Origin of the sequence: Paracoccus bogoriensis (genome assembly GCF_019431455.1) — a bacterium.
GTDB lineage: Bacteria > Pseudomonadota > Alphaproteobacteria > Rhodobacterales > Rhodobacteraceae > Paracoccus > Paracoccus bogoriensis.
In genome coordinates this window covers 13,392-32,310 of sequence record NZ_JAHYSR010000001.1, presented here as the reverse complement: position 1 = coordinate 32,310, position 18,919 = coordinate 13,392, and the positions used below count along the sequence as shown (strand labels likewise).

Below are 18,919 nucleotides of genomic sequence, written 5' to 3'. Positions count from 1 at the left end.
CCGCCGCCGGCCAAGGCGTCAATTGCAGCGCGGCGTGATGCCCGATTCCTGGGCAAAGGCGGCGCTGTCAGCCTCGATCAGCGGGTTCAGGATATCCGCATCCGGCTCGATGAAGTCGGTGATCAGCGACCACTGCCCGTCGCCTGCGCTCCATTGCTGAAGCCGGACAAGGCCGTCGCCGCCGTGGTTCTCGCAAGACAGGCTGATGGGCTGGCCGAAATCGGGCAGGCCCAGCTCGGCCATGCGCTCGGCGGTGATGTTCAGCGCTTCGAACCCGTCGCGGACCTGGGCTGCATTCACGTTGGGCGTGCCGGCCAGTTCCTGCGCGGTGCGGATCGCCTCGGCGATGACGACGGCGGCATAGACGCCGCGCGAATAGAGCACGCTGCCCATCTGGTCACCCGCGCCCGAGGCCTTGCCCGCATCAAAGACATATTGCTGCATGTCGTCGTAAAGCGGGTAGTCGCGGCCCACCCCGTGGAAGGTCAGCGCCTTGTAGCCGTCGGCCCCGGCCCCCGCGGGACGCACGTCGTTTTCCGAGCCCGACCACCAGATGCCGATGAACCTGTCCATCGGGAAACGGATGTTCACGGCCTCCTGGATGGCGACCTGGTTCATCACGCCCCAGGCATACATGATCACGTAATCGGGCTGGTCGCGGCGGATCTGGAGCCATTGCGACTTCTGTTCCTGGCCCGGCGCATCGACAGGCAGCAGGCTCAGTTCGAAACCGTGCTTCTGTGACAATTCCTCAAGCGTGCGGATCGGCTCTTTGCCATAGGCCGAGTTGTGATAGACCAGCGCGATCTTCTTGCCCGACAGGTCGCCGCCCTCCTGATCGAGGATGTGCTTGATCGCCACCGAGGCGCCGTCCCAGTAATTGGCGGGCGCGTTGAAGACCCATTCGAAGACCGAGCCGTTCTTGGCCGAGGTCCGCCCGTAGCCCGGCGTGTAGAGCGTGATTCCGTCCACGGCGACGCGCGGGATCAGCTGATAGGTGATGCCGGTGGACAGCGGGTTCAGCACCAGCGGGTTCTGCGGACGCAGCGCCTCGTAGCATTCGACGCCCTTTTCGGTGTTGTAGGCCGTCTCGCATTCCGGCACCGACACCCGCACGCCGCCGATGCCGCCATCACGCTCGTTCAGCAGGGTGAAGTAGTCGTTGAACCCGTCCGCATAGGGGATGCCGTTGGCCGCGTAGGGGCCGGTCCGATAGGACATGTTCGGCACGACCAGATCGGCCAGGACGGGGCTGGCGGCCAGAATGGCGGCGGCCAGGGTGGTGAAGCTCAGTTTCATTGCGGGGTCTCCTCCCAGAGATGATGCCGGTTGCCCGGTTCTTGCAGTGAAAGTCAGTGCGGGAACGGCCAGAGGCGCAGCTTTTCCTTGGCCAGGCTCCAGAGCCGCGCGAGGCCGTGCGGTTCGACGATCAGGAACAGCACGATCAGCGCGCCCACGATCATCAATTCGATATGGGCGGCCAGATCGGTCGGCCAGCCAAGCCCGCCGACCAGCAGGTTCTTCAGCAGGACCGGCAGCAGGACCAGGAAGGCCGCGCCCGCAAAGCTGCCGAAGATGCTGCCTAGCCCGCCGATGATGATCATGAACAGCACGAGGAAGCTCTTGTTGATCCCGAAGGCCTCGCCGACCTCGGCCGCGCCCAGATAGACCGCAAAGAGAAGCGCGCCGGCGATGCCGATGAAGAAGCTGCTGACCGCGAAGGCAGACAGCTTCGCGCCAAGCGGGTTCACGCCGATGATCTCGGCCGCGATGTCCATATCGCGGATCGCCATCCATTTGCGGCCAAGCGTGCCGCGCGTGAGGTTGCGCGCCACCCAGGCCAGGACGAAGACAAAGACCAGGCAGATCAGGTATTTCGCCGGGGCCGTGGCGGCCGGACCCGTGACGGCATGGCCCAGCACTGTGCGCGTCGGCGCGTTGATCTGCCCCGAAGCCGAGTAATTGTAGAACCACGGCACCTTGTTGAAGAGCCAGACCAGGAAAAACTGCGCGGCCAGCGTCGCAACGGCAAGGTAGAAGCCCTTGATCCGAAGGCTGGGCAGGCCGAACATGACGCCGACCATCGCCGTGATGCCGCCCGCCAGCAGGATGTGGATGACGATGTTTACCTCTGGGAAGGCGGTCATCAGCTTGTACACCGAATAGGCGCCCACTGCCATGAAGCCGCCCGTCCCCAGGCTGACCTGGCCCGCATAGCCGGTCAGGATGTTCAGCCCGAGCGCCGCGATCGCATAGATCAGGAAGGGCACCAGCACCGCGTTCGCCCAGTAATCGTTGATGACGAAGGGGATGATCCCGAAAGCCACCGCCAGCGTGATGTAGTAGCCCCAACGGTCCAGCCGAATCGGGAAGGTCTGGCTGTCGTCGCGGTAGCTGGTCTTGAAGTCTCCTGCCTCGCGATAGATCATCGGCTGTTCCTTTCAGCGCCGTCGGCGGGGGCCAGCCCCCGCACCCCCGGGGTATTTGTGCAACGAAGAAGCTCCATGGTCACACCCGCTCGATGATGCGTTCGCCGAACAGGCCCTGCGGTCGGAAGACCAGGAAGACGAGGGCCAGGACATAGGCGAACCAGTTCTCGGTCGCGCCGCCGACCATCGGGCCGATGGCGAATTCGAAGAGTTTCTCGCCCACGCCGATGATCAGCCCGCCCACGATAGCGCCGGGGATCGAGGTGAAGCCGCCCAGCATCAGGACCGGCAGCGCCTTGAGCGCGATCAGCGAGAGGCTGAACTGCACGCCCGACTTGGTGCCCCACATGATCCCCGCGACCAGCGCGACGAAGCCCGCGATCGACCAGACCATCACCCAGATGAAGCGCAGCGAGATGCCCACCGACAAGGCGGCCTGATGGTCGTCGGCCACGGCGCGCATGGCGCGGCCTTGCTTGGTGTATTGGGAGAAGGCCACCAGGGCTGCGACCAGCAGTGCCGCAATAACAGTTGCCCAGATGTCCAGCCGGTCGATGAAGAAGCCGTAGCCGAACCAGTTGGCCGTCACTTGCTCGACCGTGTCAGAGATGCCTTGCGGCAGACCCACATCCAGCGTCTTGATGTCGGCGCCCCACATCACGTCGCCCAGACCTTCGAGGAAATAGGCCAGGCCGATCGTCGCCATGAAGAGGATGATCGGCTCTTGACCGACAAGGTGCTGCAGGACCAGTTTCTCGATCAGGAAGGCCAGCAGCACCATGACCCCGGCGGTCAGCAGGATCGCCAGCACCGAAGGCACCGTCCAGCCGAAATGGTGCAGCGAGGTGCCGAAGGCCGCGTTGATCAGATGCGCAAAGGGCACCTGCCCGTTCTGGATGCCGACCAGCGTCAGCGCCGCGAAAAGCGCCATAACCCCCTGGGCGTAGTTGAAGACGCCCGAGGCCTTGAAGATCAGCACGAAGCCCAGGGCGACAAGCGCATACATCACGCCGGCCATAAGCCCGTTCAGCACCACTTCGGCCGCAAAGATTAGCTGGTCCATCATTCGGTCCCCCGATTGGCTGCATCAGTGGCGCGTTCAGTCATGGGCCACCCCCAGATAGGCGTCGATCACCGCCTGATTGCTGCGGACCTCGGCGGGCGTGCCGTCGCCGATCTTCTTGCCGTAATCCATCACGACGACCCGGTCGGACAGGTCCATGACCACGCCCATGTCGTGTTCGATGAGGCAGATCGTGGTGCCGAACTCGTCGTTCACGTCGAGGATGAAGCGGGACATGTCCTCCTTTTCCTCGACATTCATGCCGGCCATCGGCTCGTCCAGCAGCAGAAGCTTCGGCTCGGCGGCCAGCGCGCGGGCCAGTTCCACGCGCTTCTTCAGGCCGTAGGGCAGCCGGCCGACAGGCGTCTTGCGGATGTTCTGGATCTCGAGGAAGTCGATGATCTTCTCGACAGCCTCGCGATTTTCGTCCTCTTCGCGCGCCGCGCTGCCCCACCACATCGCCTGGGCCAGAAAGCCCGCCTTCATGCGGTTCAGCCGCCCCGTCATGATGTTGTCCAGAACCGACATCCCGTCGAACAATGCGATGTTCTGGAAGGTGCGGGCGATGCCCAGCCGGGCGACCTGATAGGGCTTCATCGGCCCGCGGCGATAGCCCTTGAACCAGACCTCTCCCTCCTGCGGGGTGTAGAAGCCCGAGATGATGTTCAGCATCGAGGACTTGCCCGCTCCGTTCGGACCGATGATCGCGCGGATCTCGCCCTGGCGGATGTCGAAGCTGATATCCTTGATCGCCACCACGCCGCCGAAGCGCAAGGTGATGTTCTTCAGCTCCATCAGCGTGCCGCCGATCTGGCGGCCATCAGGCGTGACGTAACCTTGGCTGGTCATATCGTTCATTGCGCGGCAACCTTCTGCTGGCGCTTGTCGCCGAAGACCGGGGCATCCTCGATGCGCAAGGTTGCCTTGATGCTGCCCTTGCGGCCATCCTCGTATGTCACTTCGGTTTCGGTATGGACGCTGGTCGATCCGTCATAGAGCGCGGTCACGAGGTCGGCGAACTTTTCGTTGATGACGGCGCGGCGCACCTTGCGCGTGCGTGTCATCTCGCCGTCATCGGGGTCCAGTTCCTTGTGCAGCACCAGGAAACGATGGATCTGGCAACCCGACAGCATCGGGTCCGATGCGACCGAACGGTTCACCTCGGCCACATGCTCGCGGATGGTCTGATAGACTTGCGGATGCGCGGCGAGTTCCTGATAGCTGCCATAGGCGATGTTGTTCCGCTCGGCCCAATTGCCCACGGCGGTCAGGTCGATGTTGATCATCGCGGTGCAGAAATCGCGCCCGTTTCCGATGACCACGGCCTCGAGGATATTCGGATAGAACTTCAGCTTGTTCTCGACGTATTTGGGCGCGAACATCGAGCCGTCGGCCATGCGGCCCACATCCTTGGCGCGGTCGATGATCCGCAGATGGCCGCTTTCCTTGTCGAAGAAACCCGCATCGCCTGTGGCGACCCAGCCTTCGGCATCCTTGGTCGCGGCGGTGCTTTCGGGGTTCTTGTAATAGGCGACGAAAGTGCCGGGGCTGCGATAGAACACCTCTCCCGACTCGGCGATACGGACTTCGACACCCGGAGAGGGCACGCCCACCGTATCCGACCGAACCTGACCGTCGGGCTGCTGGGTAATGAAGACCGAGGCTTCGGTCTGGCCGTAAAGCTGCTTGAGGTTGATGCCAAGCGCCCGGTAGAAGTCGAAGATCTCGGGGCCGATCGCCTCGCCGGCCGTATAGCCCACGCGGATCCGGCTGTAGCCAAGCGCGTTCTTCAGCGGCTCGATCACCAGAAGCCTGCCAAGCGCGTAAGACAGCCGGTCCATCGCGCCGACCGGGCGGCCGTCCAGAAGCGCGGGGCCGACGCGGCGCGCGACGCCCATGAAATGGCGAAACAGCGCCCGCTTGATGCGGCCGGCATCCTCCATGCGGATCATGACGCTGGTCAGCTGGCCCTCAAAGACGCGGGGCGGCGCAAAGAAATAGGTTGGCCCGATCTCGCGCAGGTCGGTCATCATCGTATGCGCGCCCTCGGGGCAGTTCACGGTAAAGCCGCACCACATCGCCTGGCCCATCGAAAAGATGAAATCGCCCACCCAGGCCATCGGCAGATAGGCCACGATTTCTTCTCGGTGGTCCAACCGGTCGAATTCGGCGCTGTTCTTCGCGGTCTCGATGATGTTGCGATTGGACAGGACCACGCCCTTGGGCTTGCCGGTCGTGCCGCTGGTATAAAGCATCACGCAGGTCGAATCGTAATCCAGCGCGGCGATGCGCCGGTCCAGTTCAGGCCCAAGACGCTGCGCGGCGGCGCGACCCTCGGCCTGAACATCGGCCAACGCGTTCATTCTGGAATGATCGTATTTCCGCAGCCCGCGCTTGTCGGTATAGACAATCTGCTCGATGCCCTGGACGGTCTGGCTGACCTCGAGCACCTTGTCCACCTGCTCCTGATCGCCGCACAGAACGAAGCGCGCGCCGCAATGCTCCAGCACATAGGCCATCTCGTCGGCGACCGCGTCCTGATACAGCGGCACAGGCACTGCGCCGCACATCTGCGCCGCAATCATGCCCCAGTAATGCGCCGGGCGATTCCGGCCGACGATCGCCATATGGTCGCCGGGCTTCAGTCCAAGCGCCAGAAGCCCAAGGGCCAAGGCCCGGATCTCGTCTGCGGCCTCAGCCCAGGTCCAGCTTTGCCAGATCCCGAATTCCTTTTCGCGATAGGCGGGCCGGTTGCCGAAACGGGCCACATTCCGCGCCAGAAGCGCAGGCACAGATCGCAATTCGCCCGAAGGCGTCAGCCGCTCTGCCATGTTTCCTCCCTCATGCGCGGATCGCGCCTGTTCGCCGGGCCTCCCCGCCCTTGTGCGAACGGGCCCAGTCTTGTCCGCAATCCTTGCCGCAGTTTTGCCGGATTCCAACGAAATGTTACGGCGCTTTCGGCGCGTGACGCAGGGTGCTATCCCCGACAAGGGGGCAGCCAGAGGGGACGGGGCCATGCACCAGCCGGTGATCGACACGGCGCTGACACAGGCGGAAATCGAGGCGGAACTGATCCGGTCGGGGTTGAACCTGATCGGTCAGGCCCTGTCGATCTTTGACGCCGATCTGCGGCTGCGGGTGGCGAACCGCCAGTATCAGGCGATGTTCGATCTGCCCGATGCGCTGACCCGCCCCGGCACGCGGTTCGAGGACACGATTCGCTTTCTGGTCCTGCGCGGCGAATATGGCCCTCAGCCGGACCCCGATTCGGCGGTTGCCTTCCGCGTCGAACAGGCCCGCGCCTTCCGGCCGCATTACTTCGAACGCGAACGTGCCGACGGACGATGGGTCGCGGTCGAGGGGGCGCCCCTGTCGCAGGGCGGCTGGGTTACGGTCTATACCGACATCACCGACATCAAGCAGCAAGAGGCGCTGCTGCGGGCGCGCTCGGACGCCCTGTCCGAACAGGTGCTGCACCATGCCGAACGGCTGGCGGCGGCGAACCGCAAGCTGGCCGCCACCAACGCCGCCCTGTCCGAGGCGCAGCGCATCCTGACCCGGACCGAGGCCCGAACCCGGCAGGTGACCGAGATGGTCCCCGCCCATATCGCCCATATCGACGCACAGTTCCGCTATACCTTCTCGAATCGCAGGCTGGCCTCGGTCTTTCCCGGTGCGGCCAGCGACATCGTCGGCAAGACGGTGGAACAGGCGCATGGTCCGGAAACCTTCGCGATGCTTGAACCCCGCATGCGCCGCGCCCTGGCCGGCGATGCGCAGGTCTTCGAGATCACGCATCCCGGATCGGGGCGGCGCATCCGTATCGCCCTGACGCCCGACCGCGAGGGCCAGGGCGTCTATATCCTCTCTACCGATGTCTCGGCCGAGGTGCAGGCCCGCGAGGCGCTGGCCCATGCCAGCCGCCGCAACCTGGCCGCACAGCTGACCTCCGGCATGGCGCATGATTTCGGGAACCTGCTGACCATCATCCTGGGGCTGCAATCCCGCCTGGCCGCTCGCGACCTGCCTGCGGATGCGGCCGAGGATGTCCAGGCGACCCTGGCCGCGGCCCGCCGTGGCGTCGCGCTTCTGGAAGGGCTGTCGCGAATCAGTGCCCCGCGCGATCTGACGGCCGAACCCACGCTGCTGTCGCGCCTGCTGCCGCAACTTGCGCGGCTGGCACGCCCCAGCCTGTCCGAAGGGACGGAACTGCAGCTGGATCTGGACCTGCCCGAAAGTCAGGTGCTTCTGGACCCCGGCGCGCTTCAGGATTCGCTGCTGAACCTGATCCTGAACGCCGATGCGGCGATGGCCGGACCGGGACGGATCACGCTCAGCGCACGCCAGAATGGCGACTGGCTCGAGCTGACCGTCTCGGATACCGGGCCGGGCTTCACCCCCGAGGCGCTGAAACGCGCGACCGAACCCTTCTACAGCACCAAGAAGGGCCGTGGAACGGGGCTGGGTCTGTCCATGGTCTATGACCAGACCAAGCTGGCGGGCGGGACGTTGCGGCTGGACAACAACCCCGAAGGCGGCGCGCGGGTGACGCTGCGCCTGCCCTGGCGGCCAGTCGCACCGCAGATGGTCCTGCTGGCCGAGGACGACGACGCGATCCGGGCCGAAGTCCGCGACCAGCTGACCGGGCTGGGCCACTCGGTGATCGAAGCCGCGTCGCTGGCCGAGGCGCGCGCGCTGTCTGACCTGCCGGGCCTGACGCTGATCCTGTCCGACATCCAGCTGGGCGACGGGCTGGGCCACGACTTGGCCGGACGCGGCCTTCCGCTGGTGCTGATGACCTCGCTGCCGGCGGGCGACGCCCTTCGCGACAGGGCCGACGGGCCGGTGCTGACGAAACCCTTCCCGCCCGCCCGGCTCGCCGCCGCGCTGGCCGCCGCAACAAAGGCCCTGCCATGACCGACACGCCCCTGATCGCGATCCTCGACGACGAGCCGGACATCCGCCGCCTGCTGTCGGCGGCGCTGGAAGATGCAGGCTTCCGCACCCAATCCTTCGCCCGCGCCACCGAATTCGAGGCCGCGCTGCGCCGCATCACCCCCGATGCCTGCCTCATCGACCTGGGCCTGCCCGACCGCGACGGGCTGGCACTGGTCCACCGCCTGGCCAGCGACACGGGCGCCGCCATCATCATCATCTCGGGTCGCGCGCAGGTGCAGGACCGCGTGACGGGGCTCGAACTGGGCGCGGACGACTATATCATAAAGCCCTTCGAACCCGCCGAGGTCGTGGCGCGCATCCGCGCCCGCCTGCGCCGCCCGGCCCAGGGCCAGACAGCCCGCGCCCAGAATATCCGCTTCGCGGGCTGGCAGGCCGATTTCGACCGCTACATGCTGACCGCGCCCGACGGCACGGAAACACCCCTCAGCCATGCCGAGGCCGAAGTGCTGCGGCTCTTTACCGACAATCCCCGCCGCCTGATCACCCGCGCCCAGATGCTGGAAGCCCTCGGTGGGGCCGCGGGCGACAGCTTCGACCGCGCGATGGATGTCCGCATCTCGCGGCTCAGGACGAAACTGGGCGAAGACCCCAAGAACCCGCGCCTGATCAAGACGATCTACGGCGCGGGCTACATCTTCCTGGCGGAAATCGGCTGAGCCTCCGCCACCACAGCCCTGGACGAACAGCTTGCGAAATTGCCCTGCCGGGCGGTGGCAGCGAAAGCCGGTCCCCATTGAGGGGACCATCTTTCGCGCGGGGCCATGCCCCGCCTCGCCCCCTTGGGCCTGGCGCGCCACAAAGCCCCTTTGCCTTGGCGAAGATATCCCGCAGGGGGGTCCGGGGGGACGTTAAGTCCCCCCGGCTTCGCCTGCCCGTCAGGGCAGGCAATCAGGCGTCCGTGTCCCAGCCGCTGATCGCCTTGCTGTCCATGAACTCCTCAAGCCCCATCACGCCGCCCTCGCGCGCACGGCCCGACATCTTGACCCCGCCAAAGGCCGAACCCGCCCCGCGCGAGACGCCGTTCATCTCGACCATGCCAGACCGCAATCGCCGCGCCAGGCGGTTGCGGCGGGCGCCGTCCTGCGACTGGACGTAATTCGTCAGGCCGTAGGGCGTGTCATTGGCGATGCGAACGGCCTCTTCCTCACTGTCAAAGGGGATAATCGACAGGACCGGGCCGAATATCTCCTGCTGCGCGATGGTCATGTCGTTCGTCACGTCGGCAAAGACCGTGGGCCGGACGAAATAGCCACGATTGACGCCCTCGGGCAGGCCCGTCCCGCCCGCGACCAGACGCGCGCCCTCGTCGATCCCCGCCTGGATCAGGCCCTGGATCTTGTCCCATTGCTGCTTGCTGACGACGGGGCCGATATGGCGGCCCGGCTGGTGAGCGCTGGCAACGGCGGTCTCGTTGGCGACCTGCGCGGCGATCTCGACGGCGCGATCATAGGCCGAACGCTCGACCAGCATCCGGGTCGGTGCATTACAGGACTGCCCGCTGTTGTAGAAGCAATGGCGCGCGCCGCGCACGACCGCCTTGTCATCGGCATCGGCAAAGATCAGATTGGCGCCCTTGCCGCCCAGTTCCAGACAGACCTTCTTCAGGCTGTCCGCGGCCGCCTTGCTGATCGCGATGCCTGCCCGGGTCGAGCCGGTGAAGCTGATCATCTCGACATCGGGATGGACCGAAAGCTGGCTGCCCACACCGGCGCCGTCGCCATTGACCAGGTTGAAGACGCCTGCGGGCACCCCGGCCTCGTCGAGGATCTCGGCAAAGATCATCGAGGAAAGCGGCGCGATCTCGGAGGGTTTCAGCACCGAGGCATTGCCCGCCAGCAATGCCGGGATGACCTTCAGCGTGACCTGGTTCATCGGCCAGTTCCACGGCGTGATCAGAGCGACCACGCCCACGGGCTCCCACGCGACCATGCTGGTGGGGGCGTGATCGCCCAGCGGGCGAATGAAGCGGAAATCGCGGAAGGCAGTGATGAAGTTGCGGATGTGATAGCTGCCCGACTCGACCTGATCGCCCAGCGACATGTCGGCCGGAGCGCCCATCTCCATCGTGATCGCGCGCGCCATGCCGGGGGCACGGCGCTCGTAGATTTCCAGGATCTTCTCGACCAGGGCAAGACGCTCGGCAGGCGGCGTCGCGGCCCATGCCGGAAAGGCGCGCTTGGCGGCGGCCACGGCGCGGTCGGTATCGGCCTGATCGCCCAGCGAGATCACCGCCACCGGTTCCTCGGTCGAGGGGTCGATCACTTCCAGGTCGCGCGGCGCGGCGGGTGCCACCCAGCTGCCGTCGATATAGAAGCTGCGCTTGTCCATCACTTCGGCCATGTGACCCTCCATCTTCGTTTCGTGCAAAGCCTGTCACCGCAAGCCGTCCACCGCAAGGCCGGTTCCAGCGCAACTTGCCCATTCGCGGGGCACCTTGCCCCGCTCTGGTATTCCTGCGCGGGCGGTTTATGTTCAGCCCGAAGCAACCAACCGAAAGGACAGACCATGTCCCTGCGCATCAACGACATCGCCCCCGACTTCACGGCCGAATCGACCGAAGGCACGATCCGCTTTCACGAATGGATCGGCGACAGCTACGCCATCATCTTCAGTCATCCGCGCGATTTCACGCCGGTTTGCACGACCGAATTCGGCGCTGTTGCGCAACTGGCCCCGGAATTCGAGGCCCGCAACACCAAGGTTCTTGGCGTTTCGGTGGACAGCGTGGACGACCACCGCAAATGGAAGGCCGATATTGCCAAGGTCGCGGGCGTGCCCGCCAATTTCGCCATCATTGACGATCGCGACCTGACCGTAGCCAAGGCCTATGACATGCTGCCCGCCGAATACTACCTGCCGACCGAGGGCCGCACGCCTGCCGATTCGGCGACGGTTCGCACCGTCTTCATCATCGGCCCCGACAAGAAGGTGCGCCTGACGATGACCTATCCCATGTCGGTCGGCCGCAACTTTGCCGAGATCCTGCGCGCGCTGGATGCGGTTCGCAGGACCGACGGCGTGCCGCTGGCGACGCCCGCGAACTGGGTGCCGGGTCAGGACGTGATCGTGGCACTGTCGCTTGACGACAGGGCCGCCGAGGAGAAGTTCGGCCCCCTCGACATCAAGCTGCCCTATCTGCGCTATGCCAAGGATCCGGCCTGAGCGGCGCTAGTAACGATCGAGCCCCTCGACGGGCTCGATCACCGGGACACGTTCGACCGCCTCGGCCTCGTAGCGTTTGGCCTCGGTCAGGAAGGAATAGACCGCCCCCTTGGCGCAGTGGATGAAACCCGGCCAGCCGCAGCGCCACATCCCGTGCCCCAGATACCAGCGCAGGAAAAAGACCGGCGGGCTGGCGATCATCTTCCACGGCCGCGCGCCCTTGCCATCGCGCCGACGCATCTGCGCCTTGAGGCTGGAATAGCGGTTTTCCTTGAGCATCTGGTCATGCAGCGGGATCGGGCTGTAATGCAGCAGGCCGCCCTCGCGCGCCTTGCGAACCTTGCCTTCGATCAGGATGCCCTCGTGGACCAGCGCATCCGTGTCGAAGCGGCCCTTACCGCGCCGGAACAGCCGGTTGTGATAGCGTTCCCGCGCGGCGGGGGGCACGTAGCCGTAACCGTTGATATAGTCGTAGCGGGTGATCCGCCAGCCATCGACGGCGGGATCGTCCAGCAGCCCCGCAAAGGCACGCGACAGGCGCGGGCTGACCCGTTCGTCGCTGTCGATGCTGAAACACCAATCCTGCGTGCAATGGTCCAGCGCGAATTGCTTCTGCGCGCCAAAGCCGCGCCAGGGCTCGTGGATGATGCGAAGCGGCAGGCCCTCGGCGCGCAGGGCTTGCAAGATCTCGATCGTGCGGTCGGTCGAGCCGGAATCGACGGCCACGATCTCGCGGCAGAAGGCGACGCTGCGGATGCAGCGCTCGATCACCTTTTCCTCGTTCTGGCAGATGAGGAATGCCGATACCGGCAGCGTGCTCTGGCTCATCCGCGTCTCCTGTCCGGGCCTTCTGCTGCAAGGACCATAGCCTTAACCCCCGGTCAAGGTGGCCCCTTGCGAGGTCGTCGCGGCCGTGACATGCGCCTGATGGGCGGCCACGGCCTCGGCCAGCACCGACAAGGCCAGCGTCGCGGGATCGCGGGCGGCGGGGATCAGGCCGGCGGGGCTGTGCAGGCGCGACAGGCTGGCCGGGTCATGCCGGTCAGCCAGGCGTGCGGTCCGGCGCTGGCGGGCGCGGGCCCCGCCGATGGCGGCGATGTGGCAGGCATCGCTGTCCAGCGCCCAGTCCAGGATGCGCTCGTCGCGCTCGTGCTCATGCGACAGCAGCAGGACCGCGGTCCAGGGATCGGGGCGGCGGGCCGGCGGGCGGCCTGACGGGTTCAGCGCGCAAGCAATCCCCATCCCGCGAGCCAGACGCGCCATTGCCTGACATTCGGGTTCGGCGCCGAAGACCTCCAGCCGCAGAGGCGGCAGGCACACATGCTGCGTTCCGGCCGGGTCGGGCAGAGCCAGCAGCGCAGGCCGCCTGTCGCGCAGGGCCGACAGCACCGTGCGGATCGCGCGGCGGTCCGGGGCAGGGTCGATCAGGATGGACAGCCCGCTGCCGCAGGGCAGGCGAAAGTCGATGATGTCCGAACCGCGCCCATAACGCAGGACTCGCGGAGCCTGTCCCCGCAGCCGCTGCGCCTGAAGCGCCAGTTCCTGTTCAAGACAGCCATCGGCCAGCGATCCGCGTATCCGCCCGCCCCATGCCACCGCCAGATGAGCACCCACCGCGCGCGAAAAGCTGCCCTCGATCCCGATCAGCGTGCAAAGCGCGCCCCCGGACCTGGCCACAAGGCGCAGAGCGGCCATATCCTGAGAGTTCATGCGGGGCTTGTCCTTGCTGGAATGGGCTGTCCGGCAAGATAGGCACAGCGCCGCACGATTGCCAGAAATCCGGCAAAACCCCGCCGATTGCGAAAGCGTGACGGGACCGTGGCGACCCGCAGGGGTTATCCTTGCCACAGCTTGTCCGGATACGGAGAGAAAGATGACCAGGCTGACCATGTCCTCCGTCGCCACCCTTGTCGCGGCGACCCTGGCCTTTAGCGCGCCCCCGGCGCTGGCGGGTCCGGGCAAGGGAAACGGCAAGGGGCCACATCACGCCCATTTGGCGCAGGCGGGGCATTGCCCGCCGGGTCTGGCCAAGAAGAACCCGCCCTGTGTGCCGCCAGGACAGGCGCGCCAAGGCGCATCAGGCCCGCGCGTGGGCGATGTGCTGCGCATCGGCGATTACGTCCTGATCCGCGACCCGGCCCGCCATGACCTGCGCACCAGCCCGGACTGGCGCTATTACCGCGACGGGAACCGTGCCTATCGGATCGACCCGGAAACGCGGCGCGTGCTGGCGGTGGTCGAACTGATCGACGCCTTCGCGAACTGAAAACGCAATGCGGCCCGGCCTATTGCCGGGCCGCTAGGCTGACAGGGCCGGAGCTCAGTAATAGGTCAGTTGCGTCGCCTTTCCGCGGAACACGGTATAGGCCAGGATCGAGTAGGCCGCGATGATCGGCATGACGATCAGCGCCCCCACCAGGATGATGATGAGGCTTTCGGGGGCCGAGGCGGCCTCGTAAATCGTCATCCGCTCGGGGACAACATAGGGATAGAAGGAATAAGCCAACCCGCCGAAGGCCATGATGAACAGCCCCGTGCCGATGGTAAAAGGCGCCCAGGCCCACCGGTCGCCCGGCAGGGGCAGACGCTGAAGCACCCGCCACAAGACAAAGAGCAGCACCGCCGACAGGATCGGCAAGGGCGACAGATACAGGATCGCCGGGAACGAGAACCACTTGTCCCAGATCCGTCCGCTGACCAGCGGCGTCGCCATCGAGATCGCGACGATCCCGAACAGCACGCCCCAGATCCCGCCACGCGCCCAGGCGACGGCCTTGCGCTGCAGATCGCCCTCGGCCTTGGCGATGATCCAGCTTGCGCCGATATAGCTGTAACCCACCGTCAGGAACAACGCCGTCAGGATGCCAAAGGCGATGGTCGCAGGCGTGATGACCAGGCCCGTCACGTAAAGCCCCAGCATGAAGCCCTGCGCCAGCGAAGCCATCAGACTGCCCGCGAAGAACGCCCGGTTCCAGGCCCCCCGGTGGCGCGTGGGCGCCTTGACGCGGAACTCGAAGGCGACGCCGCGCAGGATCAGCCCGATCAGCATGACCGCGACCGGCAGGTAAAGCGCGGTCAGGATCGTGCCATGTGCGGCCGGAAAGGCGACCAGCAGGATACCGATGGCCATGACCAGCCAGGTCTCGTTGGCGTCCCAGAAGGGGCCGATCGAGGCGACCATGCGGTCGCGCTCGTCGGCTTCGGCGAAGGGAAACAGCAGCCCCACACCAAGGTCGAAGCCGTCCAGGACAACATAGACCAGGATCGAGATGCCCATCAGCACCGCAAAGGCGAAGGGCAGCCAGATGGCGGGGTCTCCGAACAGGGTCATCATCACACTACTCCGCAGGGGTCATGATTTCGACGCCGGCATCGCGGGGCGCCGGGTCGGGGGTGGTGCGGCCGCCATGGCTGGCCTTGCGCGCCAGATAGGTCAGCGCGCCCAGATAGGCCGCCGTCAGCAGGGCATAGACCGCCAGATAGGCCAGCAACGTGGACAGGACCATGCCGCCCGACACGTCGGCCACGGATTCGGCAGTGGTCAGAACGCCTGTCACCAGCCAGGGCTGGCGCCCGATCTCGGTCACATACCAGCCTGCCAGCGTGGCAATCCAGCCCGAAAAGGCCATGCCCGCGAAGGCGTAGATATAGACCTTGGGCAGACCCTCGACGCCGCGCTTGCGGCGCATGAACCACAGGGCCGACCAGGACAGGGCCAGCATCGCAAAGCCCAGACCCACCATCAGGCGGAAGGCAAAGAAAACCGGCGCCACGGGCGGATGCTCGACCACGCCGTCCTCGGTGACGAAATCGTTCAGGCCCGGCACGACACCATTGATGTCATGCTTGAGGATCAGCGAGGCCATGCCGGGGATCGCCACCTCGAAGCGGTTCTCGCGCGCTTCCTCATCGGGGATGGCGAACAGGACCAGCGGCACGCGGGACTGGGTTTCCCAGTTTCCTTCCATCGCGGCAACCTTGGCGGGCTGATGCTCCAGCGTGTTCAGGCCGTGAAAGTCGCCGGCCAGGATTTGCAACGGGATCAGCACCGCGCCCATGATGACGCCGAAGCGCAGCGTCGTGCGCACCTCGGCCCCCCGGTCGCCCCAGATCCAGCGCAGGGCCGAAAGACCCGCGATCAGGAACGCGACCGTCAGGCCCGAGGCCAGCAGCATGTGCACCAGGCGATAGGGCATGGACGGGTTGAAGACGATGGCGAACCAGTCGGTCGCGTGCACAACGCCGTCACGCAGTTCGAACCCGGCAGGCGTGTGCATCCAGCTGTTCAGCACCAGGATCCAGAAGGCCGACAGCGTGGTGCCAAAGGCGACCAGCGCCGTTGCCGTCGTGTGCAGCCAGCCCGGCACGCGCCGGAAGCCGAACAGCATGATTCCAAGGAACGCGGCCTCGAGGAAGAAGGCGGTGATGATCTCGTAGGCCAGCAGCGGGCCTGCGACATTGCCCACGACCTCCATGAAGCCCGGCCAGTTGGTGCCGAACTGGAAGGACATGGTGATGCCCGACACGACGCCAAGCGCAAAGGACAGGGCGAAGACCTTCACCCAGAACCGGTAGGCATCCATCCATTTCTCGTCTCCGGTCTTGTTGAAGCGCAGCTTGAAGAACAAGAGCACCCAGCCAAGCGCGATGGTGATGGTCGGAAACAGGATGTGGAACGAGATGTTTGCCGCGAACTGGATCCGCGACAGGATGAGGGGATCCATTGTTTTACTCCTTTGCCTTGCGGAAGGGGATCAGGCGCCCGGCCCCTTCGATCATGCGGTTGAGGCGGGCGCCCATGTTCAGCAGCGCGACCAGACGTTCGGTCTCCAGACGGTTCAGTTCGTCATGGAAATGGGTCATCTGTTCGATGACGGCGCGCAATTCGTCGATGCGGGCGCGGGCGGCCAGATCGCCCTCGGCGGGCTGGGTCATGGCAAGCTCGCGCAGCTTGGTCAGGGTGGGGTCGATCTCGCGCTTGCGGCGTTCGGCGACAAGGGTGCGGACGATCTCCCACAGATCGTCGGGGGTCGCGAAGAAATCGCGCCGGTCGTCGGGGCGGTGGCGCAGCCGGACCAGGTTCCAGCTTTGCAATTCCTTCAGCGCCATCGACACGTTCGACCGCGAGAAGCCAAGCGCGGCCACGATGTCGTCGGCGCAAAGCGGATCATCGGCCAGAAACAGCAGCGCATAGACCTGCCCCACGGTGCGGTTGATGCCCCACCGCGACCCCATCTCGCCGAAGTGCAGGATGAATTCCTGCCTGAGGGGAGAAATGTTCATGTATCGTTTCTCCGGCTATTTCGGAAATTTCTGAAATGATAGATAGCGCGGAAAGGCTGGCGCAACACAGGGCCGATTGTCGCATTTCGCCCCCCTGATCGGGAACAAGAACGCCGCGCCCCGGTTAGGGCCGCCCCAGGACAAAAAGGACAAGACACAAGGAGATGCCATGGACCACGCCAATCACCCCCGCCTGACCCCGGACGAGATGACCGAGGCCGTGCTGACCGGGGCTCCGATCTACGACCCCGAAGGGCAGACCGTGGGCACCATTGCCGATACGCACGGCGCCGGACCCGACATGAGCGTTGTCGTGGATGTCGGCGGAATCCTGGGGATCGGCTCCAAGCCGGTCCTGGTGCCGCTGCGCGATCTGGACATGATGCGCGACGAGAACGGCGATGTTCACGGCCTCACGCGCCATACGAAGGATGAGCTGAAACGCCTGCCCGAACATCGTCAGGGCTGAGCACGCCACGCTTGACGCAGGCGCGGGGCGCGTGAGACACGCTCTCATGCGCCTGCGCCGATCCCACACGGTTCCGCAAGAGGATATGCCGGATGACACCGCCCCACGCCGGGGCGGCTGGATGGCGGCTGGATGGCGGGCCTTGCGCTGGCTGGCATCGCGGCTGGCACTTGTCCTGCTGGGGCTGGTCGCGATCTTCGCCTTTGTGAACCCGCCTGTCACCTGGACGATGCTGGCCGAACGGCGCGACCACCCGCTGGCCGAACGCCGTTGGGTGCCCCTGGACCAGATCGCGCCGGTGATGCAGCGTTCCGTCGTCGCGGCCGAGGACGCGAATTTCTGCCTGCATTGGGGTTTCGACATGTCCGAGATCCGCAAGGTCGTGGCCTCGGGGTCGAATCGGGGAGCCTCGACCATCACGCAGCAGACGGCCAAGAACGTGTTCCTGTGGCAGCAACGAAGCTGGGTCCGCAAGGCGCTGGAAACGGGCCTCACCCCGATCATCGAGGCACTATGGTCAAAGCGCCGTATCCTGGAAGTCTATCTGAATGTCGCGGAATTCGGGCCGGGCGTCTTCGGCATCCACGCAGCCGCCGCCCATCACTTCGGCACAACGCCGGACCGGCTGACCGCTGCGCAGGCCGCACGGCTGGCCGCGATCCTGCCCGCGCCCAAGACACGGCGGACGGATCAAGCCTCGGCCCGGTCGCGGGCGATCCTGGACGGGGCGGCCACGATCCTGCGCGACGGGCGGGCAGATTGCTTCCAGCCGCGCGGCCGCGAACGGTCCGGCGGTTGAAAGGCCGGGGGGGCACGCGTATCAAGGCGCCGTTGCGACACGAAGGGGTTCCGAGCAGTCAATGAATACAAGCACCCAGACCACGCGACTCTACCACACCGCGCTTTCGCCTTTTTCGCGCAAGGTGCGGCTGGTTCTGGCCGAGAAGAAGATCGAGGTCGAACTGGTCGAGGAACGCTATTGGGAAAATCCGCCCGACCTGAAGCGGCGCAACCCGGCGGGCAAGCTGCCGGTGCTGCGCTACCGGGGCAACATGCTGGCCGAAAGCCAGGCCATTATCGAATATCTGGACGAGGCCGTGCCCGCGCCCGCGCTGATGCCGCAGACGCCGCTTGAACGCCACGAGGTCCGGCGCCTCTGCGCCTGGTTCGACGACAAGTTCAACACCGAAGTCACCCAGCCCATCCTGGGCGAGCGCGTCTGGAAGAAGCTGACCCGGCAGGGCTATCCCGACAGCCGGGTCGTCAAGGACGGGCTGCGTGCCATCAAGGAGCATATCGACTATCTGACCACCCTGCTGGAGACACGGCGCTGGCTGGCGGGCAACACGCTGAGCCTTGCCGATTTCACGGCGGCGGCGCATTTCTCGTGCCTCGATTACATCTCGGACGTGGACTGGGACCGGTCCGAGACGCTGCGCGACTGGTATGCGACGATCAAGTCGCGGCCGGCCTTCCGTTCCGTTCTGGCCGATCAGGTGCCGGGCATCCATCCGGCCCCCCATTATGCCGAGCTGGATTTCGGGTAAGCCGCCG

The 18,919-nt window shown here is 65.6% G+C and carries 18 protein-coding genes; 7 read left to right on the top strand and 11 right to left on the bottom strand.

What is annotated here, in order from left to right; translation table 11 throughout:
• Positions 1-18 precede the first annotated feature (18 nt).
• The 5 genes from KY389_RS00140 to KY389_RS00120 form a co-directional block, all read right to left on the bottom strand.
• Positions 19-1,299, bottom strand: a complete 1,281-nt coding sequence (locus tag KY389_RS00140) for an ABC transporter substrate-binding protein (protein ID WP_219828688.1) — start codon at positions 1,297-1,299, stop codon at positions 19-21.
• Between the two features lie 53 nt (positions 1,300-1,352).
• The gene (locus tag KY389_RS00135) at positions 1,353-2,429 is read right to left on the bottom strand and encodes a branched-chain amino acid ABC transporter permease (RefSeq protein ID WP_219828687.1); all 1,077 of its coding nucleotides are present in this window, start codon (positions 2,427-2,429) and stop codon (positions 1,353-1,355) included.
• A gap of 79 nt (positions 2,430-2,508) precedes the next feature.
• Complete coding sequence (locus tag KY389_RS00130; protein WP_219828686.1) at positions 2,509-3,495, bottom strand: branched-chain amino acid ABC transporter permease; 987 nt, start codon at positions 3,493-3,495, stop codon at positions 2,509-2,511.
• 33 nt (positions 3,496-3,528) lie between these two features.
• Entirely contained in the window at positions 3,529-4,350 is an 822-nt protein-coding gene (locus tag KY389_RS00125; protein ID WP_219828685.1) for an ABC transporter ATP-binding protein, read from the bottom strand.
• The gene (locus KY389_RS00120) at positions 4,347-6,323 is read right to left on the bottom strand and encodes an AMP-binding protein (protein ID WP_219828684.1); all 1,977 of its coding nucleotides are present in this window, start codon (positions 6,321-6,323) and stop codon (positions 4,347-4,349) included. The genes KY389_RS00125 and KY389_RS00120 overlap by 4 nt, the downstream gene beginning before the upstream one ends.
• Positions 6,324-6,507: 184 nt before the next feature.
• On the opposite strand from KY389_RS00120, the gene KY389_RS00115 reads away from it, so the two are divergent.
• Together KY389_RS00115 and KY389_RS00110 are read left to right on the top strand one after the other, a co-directional pair.
• On the top strand, positions 6,508-8,409 hold the full coding sequence (locus tag KY389_RS00115) for a PAS-domain containing protein (RefSeq protein ID WP_219828683.1): 1,902 nt from the start codon (positions 6,508-6,510) through the stop codon (positions 8,407-8,409).
• Positions 8,406-9,107 carry a response regulator transcription factor gene (locus KY389_RS00110; protein ID WP_219828682.1) on the top strand — a complete coding sequence of 234 codons (702 nt, stop codon included), beginning with the start codon at positions 8,406-8,408 and terminating at the stop codon, positions 9,105-9,107. Before KY389_RS00115 ends, KY389_RS00110 begins: the two co-directional genes overlap by 4 nt.
• 232 nt (positions 9,108-9,339) lie before the next feature.
• On the opposite strand, the gene KY389_RS00105 is transcribed toward KY389_RS00110, so the two are convergent.
• Positions 9,340-10,791 (bottom strand): aldehyde dehydrogenase family protein, encoded by a 1,452-nt coding sequence (locus KY389_RS00105; protein WP_246587858.1) that lies wholly within the window; start codon positions 10,789-10,791, stop codon positions 9,340-9,342.
• A 165-nt stretch (positions 10,792-10,956) separates the two neighbouring features.
• On the opposite strand from KY389_RS00105, the gene KY389_RS00100 reads away from it, so the two are divergent.
• The gene (locus KY389_RS00100; protein ID WP_219828681.1) at positions 10,957-11,613 is read left to right on the top strand and encodes a peroxiredoxin; all 657 of its coding nucleotides are present in this window, start codon (positions 10,957-10,959) and stop codon (positions 11,611-11,613) included.
• 6 nt (positions 11,614-11,619) lie between these two features.
• On the opposite strand, the gene KY389_RS00095 is transcribed toward KY389_RS00100, so the two are convergent.
• Together KY389_RS00095 and KY389_RS00090 are read right to left on the bottom strand one after the other, a co-directional pair.
• Positions 11,620-12,441, bottom strand: coding sequence for a glycosyltransferase family 2 protein (locus KY389_RS00095; protein WP_219828680.1), 822 nt, complete (start codon positions 12,439-12,441; stop codon positions 11,620-11,622).
• 42 nt (positions 12,442-12,483) lie between these two features.
• The gene (locus KY389_RS00090) at positions 12,484-13,323 is read right to left on the bottom strand and encodes an XdhC family protein (protein WP_219828679.1); all 840 of its coding nucleotides are present in this window, start codon (positions 13,321-13,323) and stop codon (positions 12,484-12,486) included.
• 163 nt (positions 13,324-13,486) lie between these two features.
• Between KY389_RS00090 and KY389_RS00085 the strand changes: the two genes are divergently transcribed.
• Positions 13,487-13,879, top strand: coding sequence for a hypothetical protein (locus tag KY389_RS00085; protein WP_219828678.1), 393 nt, complete (start codon positions 13,487-13,489; stop codon positions 13,877-13,879).
• Positions 13,880-13,933: 54 nt separating this feature from the next.
• Here the strand turns inward: KY389_RS00085 and KY389_RS00080 are convergent, their stop codons facing one another.
• From KY389_RS00080 to KY389_RS00070, 3 genes are read right to left on the bottom strand one after another with little or no spacing between them, the layout of a single operon-like run.
• A complete protein-coding gene (locus KY389_RS00080) occupies positions 13,934-14,947 on the bottom strand; it encodes a cytochrome d ubiquinol oxidase subunit II (protein WP_425517125.1) in 1,014 nt (337 codons plus the stop codon).
• 4 nt (positions 14,948-14,951) lie between these two features.
• Positions 14,952-16,337, bottom strand: coding sequence for a cytochrome ubiquinol oxidase subunit I (locus KY389_RS00075; RefSeq protein WP_219828677.1), 1,386 nt, complete (start codon positions 16,335-16,337; stop codon positions 14,952-14,954).
• A 4-nt stretch (positions 16,338-16,341) separates the two neighbouring features.
• Positions 16,342-16,896 carry a GbsR/MarR family transcriptional regulator gene (locus tag KY389_RS00070; protein WP_219828676.1) on the bottom strand — a complete coding sequence of 185 codons (555 nt, stop codon included), beginning with the start codon at positions 16,894-16,896 and terminating at the stop codon, positions 16,342-16,344.
• 169 nt (positions 16,897-17,065) lie between these two features.
• Between KY389_RS00070 and KY389_RS00065 the strand changes: the two genes are divergently transcribed.
• From KY389_RS00065 to fzlA, 3 genes are all read left to right on the top strand, one after another.
• Positions 17,066-17,365 carry a PRC-barrel domain-containing protein gene (locus KY389_RS00065; RefSeq protein WP_219828675.1) on the top strand — a complete coding sequence of 100 codons (300 nt, stop codon included), beginning with the start codon at positions 17,066-17,068 and terminating at the stop codon, positions 17,363-17,365.
• 85 nt (positions 17,366-17,450) lie between these two features.
• On the top strand, positions 17,451-18,164 hold the full coding sequence (mtgA, locus tag KY389_RS00060) for a monofunctional biosynthetic peptidoglycan transglycosylase (RefSeq protein ID WP_246587866.1): 714 nt from the start codon (positions 17,451-17,453) through the stop codon (positions 18,162-18,164).
• A gap of 61 nt (positions 18,165-18,225) precedes the next feature.
• Positions 18,226-18,912, top strand: coding sequence for an FtsZ-binding protein FzlA (gene fzlA, locus KY389_RS00055; protein ID WP_219828674.1), 687 nt, complete (start codon positions 18,226-18,228; stop codon positions 18,910-18,912).
• Positions 18,913-18,919 lie beyond the last annotated feature (7 nt).